The organism is Pseudomonas silensiensis (assembly GCF_050434865.1).
Lineage (GTDB): Bacteria > Pseudomonadota > Gammaproteobacteria > Pseudomonadales > Pseudomonadaceae > Aquipseudomonas > Aquipseudomonas fluorescens_W.
Genome location: NZ_JBNDJH010000033.1, coordinates 61,308 through 67,438, shown reverse-complemented (window position 1 = coordinate 67,438; position 6,131 = coordinate 61,308). Strand labels below are relative to the sequence as shown.

Genomic DNA, 6,131 nt, shown 5'->3' with positions numbered 1-6,131 from the left:
GTTAGCCGCCCCCGGCCATGGATGGCCGATGGCGGCGGGCCCACGGAGCAGGACCGGAGCGAGGGCATGCCGAGCCTGGGCGAGGCACCGAACGACAGGGGCAAGAGCCCTTGGTTACTTGGGGCTTTTCCAAGTGACTCGCTGTAAGAGCGAAACCGCCAGCAGCCATCACCGCAGAAATGGATATGCACACAAGCTTGAGTGTTTTGCGGCTTTCTTGATCAGTGTCAACCGCATAGCCAGGCAGGCTCTGTAGTCTCCAGAGACCGACAGCCAGTGCGCTCACCCCCAATGTTCGCCGTAGCGCGGGTTGCCTTGACTCAAGGCGAAAACACCATGATCTATCCGCTGATTCTGACCTTGCACCTGTTTGCCGCGCTGATCTTCATCGGCACGGTGTTCTTCGAAGTCCTGTTCCTGGAAAGCATCCGCAAACAGCTACCCGCCAGAGTGATGCTGCTGGTGGAGCAGGGCATCGGTCGCCGGGCCCGCTCGCTGATGCCGTGGGTACTGCTGGTGTTGTTCGGTGCGGGACTCGGCATGGTCTGGTTGCGCTACTTGCCAGCCCTTGCCTCACCACTGGCCTCGTCGTTCGGCACATTGCTGGCGTTGAAAATCGCAGTGGCCGTGAGCGTGCTGCTGCATTTCCTCGGCGCCATGTTTTTGTTCAAAAGCGGCCGAATGAGCCCGCGATACCTGCACTTCATCCATGGCAGCCTGTTCTGCCACATGGTCGTGATCGTGCTGCTGGCCAAGGGCATGTTTTACCTGACGTGGTAATCGGGGCTGACCGGTGGTCCGTTGTGCAGACACTTCGCTTGCGCTTGACGCAAATCAAGGAGCATTGATGGTTAAACCCGGAGACTGTAAATCCGCAGCCAGTCTCGGAGACCGTCATGCTCGATTTATTTCACAACCCCGGCGAGTTCGTGATCGCTCGGTGCGATCAAGGCGTGCTTGACCCTAACTGTCATGCCGACACGCAAAAATTTCATGACGGTATTGGCTCACTGGACCTGCTTCGTGCATTGCGCATCAGCCGCCAGAAGTGCCGACCGCTGTCCCTGAACGTGCAGCTGCCTTCCAGCCTCAAGCCGTCTTCCTGTTCCCCGCGCGATGTCGCCGGCGAGCACAGCGGTATCGAGCAGTACCTCCAGCGCCTGGAGCGTGAAATCGACCTCGTCGGTTGTCACCTGGGTGCGGAGCAACGGGTCGAGCAGTTTCATCTGGGGGGCGGAACACCTGCGCCTGCCCATCTGGAGCGGCTGATGAGTCATCTGCGTGGCCGGTTCAACTTTCTTAATCATGAAGGCGGCGACTACAGCGTCGAAGTCGACCTTCACCATACCGACTGGTCGACCATGCGTTTGCTGCGCGACCAGGGATTCAATCATGTGAGCATCGGCGTTCCGGATATCGATGCCGACTGTGACAGGTCGGTGGCCTGCTACCAGAACCCGGCGCCGATCCAGTCGCTCATGGATGCCGCGCGCACCTTTGGCTTTCGATCCATCAACGTCGATCTCGGTTTTGGCCATGCCTGGCAGACGCCCGACAGTTTTGCGCTGAAGCTGGCGACCATTATCGAGCTGGAGCCGGACCGGCTGATGGTGTTCGACTATGCCCGGCCACCACGGCGCTATCGGCCGGTGCTCGGTGACAAAGTCAGAGCGCTGTGCAGCCAGGACGATAAAGGCGCGATGCGCCAGATCTGTTTCGAGCAACTGCTTGGCGCGGGCTATCACTACATCGGTCTGGGGCAATTTGTCCGGCCTGATGATGATCTGGCGATCGCCCAGGAGCGCGGCCGGTTGCGCCGTACCTGTGAGGGTTTCTCCCGTCACGGTTATTGCGATCATGTTGGATTCGGTTTGGGCGCCATCAGCCAGATCGACGATTTGTACACGCAAAACACCGACGAGATTGAACGCTATCAACAGCAACTGGACATGAAGCAATTGCCGACGTGTCGAGGCTGGCGCTTCGAGGCGGGGGATCAGATCAGGCAAATGGTCATGGAGCGTCTGGCCTGTGATCAGGAACTGGATATCCGCGCCATCGAGCGGCGCTATGGGCTGGTTTTTTCCAAGTACTTCTGCGCTGTCTGGCCATTGCTGGAGCAATTGAGCCGGGACGGGTTGATCGAGTTATCAGACCGTTTCATCAGCATCCTTCCCGCCGGTCGGCCGGAAGTGGATGCCATCTGCAACCTGTTTGAAAAGGATTTGGGCGGTGCGAAGCATTAACCCCATTGCGAGTTGATCGATCATGAACACGACATTTGATTTCAATCGCACCCTGGTCGAAAAGTATGACCGCCCGGGGCCGCGCTATACCTCTTATCCCACGGCGCCGCAGTTTCACCAGGCGTTTGCCGTCGACGATTATCAGCGTGCCGCCCGCGACAGCAATCAGGTGGCTGCGCCGAAACCGTTGTCGGTGTACATCCACATTCCGTTCTGCAAGAGCCTTTGTTACTACTGCGCCTGCAACAAAATCATTACCCAGAAAACCCATCGCGCCGTCGAGTACCTGAAGTACCTCAAGCGTGAAATCGCGATGCAGGCGGCCTTGTTCGACAACACCCGCAAACTCACGCAGTTGCACCTGGGGGGCGGCACGCCGACCTATTTGACCAGCGAACAACTGGCGGACCTGATGGACTGCCTGCATCAGGCGTTCAACATGGATGACAGCGACGACCATGAGTTCTCCATCGAGGTCGACCCGCGCACCATCAGCACCGAGCAGATTCAGTCGTTGCGCCAGTTGGGCTTCAATCGCCTGAGCTTCGGCGTGCAGGATTTCGACCCCGACGTACAGGCAGCGGTCAATCGCCAGCAAAGTGAAGAGCAGATTTATGCGCTGGTGGCGGCGGCGCGCGAGGCGCAATTCAAGTCGATCAGTGTCGACCTGATCTACGGTCTGCCCCTGCAAACCGTGCAGAGTTTCGACGTTACCCTCAGCAAGATCATCGCGCTGCGCCCGGACCGGATTGCCGCCTACAGCTACGCGCATCTGCCGGAGATGGTCCGCGCGCAACGGCTGATTCGCCCCGCCGACATGCCGCCACCGGAGCGCAAGCTGGAACTGCTCGAGCTGACCATCCGCCGTCTGACCGAGGCCGGTTACGTCTATATCGGCATGGATCATTTCGCTTTGCCGGATGACGAGCTGGCGCTGGCCCGGGCCAATGGCACGCTACAGCGTAACTTTCAGGGCTATTCCACCCATGCCGATTGCGATTTGATCGGCCTTGGGGTGTCGTCGATCGGCAAGGTCGGCGACAGCTACAGCCAAAGTGTCAAGGAGCTTTCGCAGTACTACGCGCGTATCGATCAAGGGTTGTTGCCGGTGCATCGCGGTTACCGCTTGAACGCCGACGACCTGCTGCGCCGCGAGGTGATCAGCGACCTGATGTGCCATGGCCGTATCGCGTTCGACAAGTATGAGACGCGGCATGGCATTCGCTTCACCGAGTATTTTGCCGAAGCGCTGGCGCAGCTGGGCGAGCATGTGCGCGATGGATTGCTGCAGATTCACCGCGACGAACTGGTGCTGTTGCCACAAGGGCATTTGATGATGCGCAGTGCTGCGATGGCGTTTGACGCCTATCTGGGTGGTGAACAAAAAGGCCAGTTTTCACGCACAGTCTGAGAGGCAAAACACACTCTTTGTAGCAGCTGGCGAAGCCTGCGTTCGGCTGCGCAGCAGTCGTAAATCCGACTTGCACGGTTTTCCTGATACACCGTGAACTCTGATTTCACGACTGCTACGCAGCCGAACGCAGGCTTCGCCAGCTGCTAACAGGTTTGCGTTGCGGCTGAAAGGGCGGGAGCCTGTTTTCCGGGGCTGAGTTCTTAAGTTGATCTCAATCAAGGGCAGGGGGCGCAACGCTCCCTAACATGACTGAAAGCCCTTTCGAAATCAGCGAGCCCATGACAATCCATCAGCCTTCGATACACGCCAACCTGCGCGCCTGGGGCGTCGGGCTGGTGGTTCTGCTGATGTTGATGCTCGCCACCTTCGAAGGCGCGCAGGCCAAGCAATACGGTGACATCGAGCAGCAGCGCATCGAAAAAACCTTCCCTCAGACCGATTCCGTTTCTGCCCCCGAAGGCCGGTTCAAGGTGCGCACGCTGTCCGCCGCCGGCAAGGTCATCGGTTATGTGTTCCAGAGCCTGGACGTGGTGGATATTCCGGCCTACTCGGGCAAACCGATCAACACCCAGGTGATTCTCGACACGACCGGCATGATTCAGGATGCCTATGTGCTGGAACACCACGAGCCGATTCTGCTGATTGGCATTCCTGAGGCAAAACTTCACGGCTTCAGCGCCAAATACAAAGGCATCAAGGTCAGCCAACGGGTTGTCGTCGGCCATTCCAGTGATCCAAATGCGGTCACCGTCGATGCCATCGCCGGTGCAACGGTCACGGCGATGGTGGTCAACGAGGTCATCATGCGCGCGGCCCACGATGTGGCCGTGTCGCTGAAGCTGATCGAGGACACGGGCGGTGTGGTGCGTAAGCCCGCCACCGTGCGCCAGGACTTTTTCGAGCCCGCCACCTGGGAACAACTGACCGGCAACGGCGCCATCCGCCGCTTGAACCTGACCCGTGGGCAAGTCGACGCAGCCTTCAAGGGCACCGATGCCGAAGGCGTCGACAACGCCAGCGCCGATCAGGTTGATGAGACCTTTATCGAGCTGTACACCGCCGACCTGAATCCGCCGACCATCGGCCGCGCGCTGTTGGGCGACAACCAATATCGCTTCCTCATGCAAGACCTCAAGCCCGGCGAGCAGGCCATCGCGGTGCTGGGTCGTGGGCTGTTTTCCTATAAAGGCTCTGGGTACGTGCGCGGCGGGATTTTCGATCGGGTGCAATTGCGTCAGTTCGGCAACGTCATCAGTTTTCGCGACATGGACCATCAGCGGCTCTCAGACGTATTCGCCAAGGGCATGCCGGAATTCACTGAGATGTCGATTTTCATTGTGCGCGAACCGGCGAAGTTTGATCCGGGATCGCCCTGGTCCCTCGAGTTGCTGGTGCGTCGTCAGACCGGCCCGCTCAGTGGCACGTTCAGCAGCTTCGAACTGGCCTATCAATTGCCCGAACCCTACCTTGAACGGCCACTGCCCAGCGCCGAAGAACTGGCCGCCACCGAGGAAGCCAACCGGCCAATGTGGTTGAACATCTGGTACCAGAAACACTTCCAGATTGCCGTACTCGGCACCGCGTTGCTGCTGCTGACGGCCATCCTGTTCCTGCAAGACACGTTCACCCGCCGGCCGCGTTTTCTGCACTGGCTGCGTCGCGGTTACCTGGTCTTTACCGTGGTGTTTATCGGCTGGTACGCGCTGGGGCAGTTGTCAGTGGTCAATGTCCTGACCTTCGCCCATGCGCTGTTCGATCACTTTCGCTGGGAGCTGTTTCTCACCGATCCGCTGATCTTCATGCTCTGGGTCTTCGCCGCCGCCAGCATCCTGCTGTGGGGCCGCGGTGTGTTCTGCGGCTGGCTGTGCCCGTTTGGCGCCTTGCAAGAGTTGATCAACGAGGCCGCGCGCAAGTTGAAAATCCCTCAATACGAACTGCCGTTCGCCGTGCATGAACGGCTGTGGGCGATCAAATACATCATTTTGCTGCTGCTGTTCGGCATCTCCCTGGAGTCGATGTCCACCGCCGAGCTGTTCGCCGAGGTGGAGCCGTTCAAGACCGCCATCACCCTCAGGTTCGACCGCCAGTGGTGGTTCGTGCTCTACGCGGTGGCGCTGCTGGTCATCAACCTCTTCACGCGCAAAGTCTATTGCCGCTACATCTGCCCGTTGGGTGCGGCGCTGGCGATTCCGAGCAAATTTCGCCTGTTCGACTGGCTCAAACGCCGCAAGGACTGCGGCACGCCTTGCCAACTGTGCGCCAAGGAATGCGAGATTCAGGCGATTCATCCCGATGGCCGGATCAACGCCAACGAGTGCCACTACTGCCTCGATTGCCAGATGACGTACCAGAACGACAACAAATGCCCGCCGCTGATCAACAAGCGCAAGAAGCGCGGCAAAGCGGCACCCGCTGCTGTGCAACTGATACCTGTCGTGGAAGTGACCGCTCTGGAATAAACCCCGCGAGCG

General features: G+C 59.2%; 4 protein-coding genes. All 4 read left to right on the top strand.

The features are described 5' to 3' along the window. Positions 1 to 336 precede the first annotated feature (336 nt). Positions 337 to 780, top strand: a complete 444-nt coding sequence (locus tag QF010_RS31315; protein ID WP_046046915.1) for a CopD family copper resistance protein — start codon at positions 337 to 339, stop codon at positions 778 to 780. A gap of 116 nt (positions 781 to 896) precedes the next feature. Continuing rightward, entirely contained in the window at positions 897 to 2,246 is a 1,350-nt protein-coding gene (locus QF010_RS31310; RefSeq protein ID WP_429534611.1) for an oxygen-independent coproporphyrinogen III oxidase, read from the top strand. A 22-nt stretch (positions 2,247 to 2,268) separates the two neighbouring features. Further along, positions 2,269 to 3,657, top strand: a complete 1,389-nt coding sequence (gene hemN / locus QF010_RS31305) for an oxygen-independent coproporphyrinogen III oxidase (RefSeq protein ID WP_429534610.1) — start codon at positions 2,269 to 2,271, stop codon at positions 3,655 to 3,657. Positions 3,658 to 3,905: 248 nt separating this feature from the next. Further along, complete coding sequence (gene nosR / locus QF010_RS31300) at positions 3,906 to 6,119, top strand: transcriptional regulator NosR (RefSeq protein ID WP_033062168.1); 2,214 nt, start codon at positions 3,906 to 3,908, stop codon at positions 6,117 to 6,119. The last annotated feature ends 12 nt before the right edge of the window (positions 6,120 to 6,131 follow it).